The sequence below is a fragment of the Coriobacteriia bacterium genome (genome assembly GCA_013334745.1).
In the GTDB taxonomy this organism is placed as follows: Bacteria; Actinomycetota; Coriobacteriia; order Anaerosomatales; family JAAXUF01; genus JAAXWY01.
Window position 1 is genome coordinate 1 of record JAAXWY010000095.1, and the last position, 1,517, is coordinate 1,517.

The window sequence follows — 1,517 nt, forward strand, 5'->3', positions numbered from 1 at the left end:
ATTTGTCCGGAAAGCCCCGCGGCCCGAAGCGGCGGCAAGACTGCCGTGTTTCACGCACAACGAATTCGTCAGCGAGTCACAAGAAGACCCGCGGGGGTTTCCCCCCGCGGGTCTTCTTTCAGACGGATGAAGCGGCCCGCGGTACTCCGCGGGGCATGACCTCTCCTAGGGGAGGACGGTCGTGGGTTCGGACGAGCTGGCCTCGTAGGTATTCGCAGGGTTGACTAACCCGGCCGAATCCCAGATGTAGCTCGTAGTGTACAGCTTGTTGGTTGGCGTCGCGGTCGGGACGCTCGTCACGTGCACCGCATAGAGCGCCGTGTCCGGTTGCAGGGTGACCGTCGGGGTCATGGTAATCACCTGCAGTCCCGGGGTAGTGTCGTCGACGGTGTAGTCGGTACCCGCCGTCAGCAGCACGGCGGTGGGGCTCGACGGATCCGATACGATGAGGCCCGTAGTAGGATCTCGAACCGGCTTCGTGTCGAGGTAGACGTTCGTCGAGACGATCCGGAAGACGCCGGGAATCCCGAGGACGGTCGGGCTGACGAGACCGAAGCTGTACGTCAGCTTGTTATTGCCCACTCCCTCGTTGGATAGTCTCTCGACATAGAGCACCGAGAAGTAGGTGACGTTGCTTCCCACCGCGACCGGATCACTGAGGTCGACCAACTGGGTCTGGAGTGCCGAGAAGGCCGGGACGGTGACGCAAACGGCGGGAGTCTGCTTGGTGGCGGCGTTGCTGCTCGTGACGGTCGCCGTGTCGCAGTAGGTGCCTGCGACTGCGCCAAGCGGGATGCGGCTCACGACCGTGAAGGTCACGGTCTCACCGGCCAGGATGTCGATCGTACTGGCCGTGACGACGTTGTTGGCCAGCGTGCCGGCCGTGCCGTTCAAGCTCGAACTCACGTAGATGGCCTGGACGTTGGCAGCGGAGTTGAGGCCGAGCAGGTCGCTGATGACGGCGTTCTTTGCAGTGGCGGTGCCGCTATTGTTCACGACGATCGTGGACGTATACGTCGCACCCGGAACAACGCTGGCCGGAGCGTCGGTCTTGGTGATCGTGAGGTTGGGCGTGGCCACGGTCAGGCAGGCCGTGCTCGGGTTGCCGACGGTCCCGGAGGTAGCGGCGACGGTCGCCGTGTCGCAGTAAACCGCATCAACCGAGGCCGCGACCGTAAGGAGGATGGTCGAGGAGGCCCCCGCGGCGAGGTCGCCGATGACGGTGTCAAAGCCGCCGTTGGCGTTCGGCGTGCCCGGCGAAACGCTGATGAGCTGGTAATTTGCGAGGACTCCGGTCGTGGGCGCTGCCGCATCGAACGCGTCGGCGACGCTGACGCCCGTCGCGGCACCCGTGCCGTTGTTGATCACCCGCACGCGCAGGTTGGCAGGCGCATTCGCTGCCACGGTGAGAGCGTTGCCCAGGCTCGTCGTGTTGTCGGCGGCGACGAAGTCCTTGACGATCGACAAGTTCGACTCGAGGGCGGTAAAGCACGCCTGCGCGTTGAGGTCGGCCGGGC

The 1,517-nt window shown here is 64.7% G+C and carries 1 protein-coding gene; it reads right to left on the bottom strand.

Features of this window, described 5'->3' with window-relative positions; translation table 11 throughout:
• Window positions 1-165 precede the first annotated feature (165 nt).
• Window positions 166-1,517: DUF11 domain-containing protein (locus tag HGB10_12135; GenBank protein NTU72553.1), on the bottom strand; the 1,352-nt coding region annotated here is incomplete at its 5' end.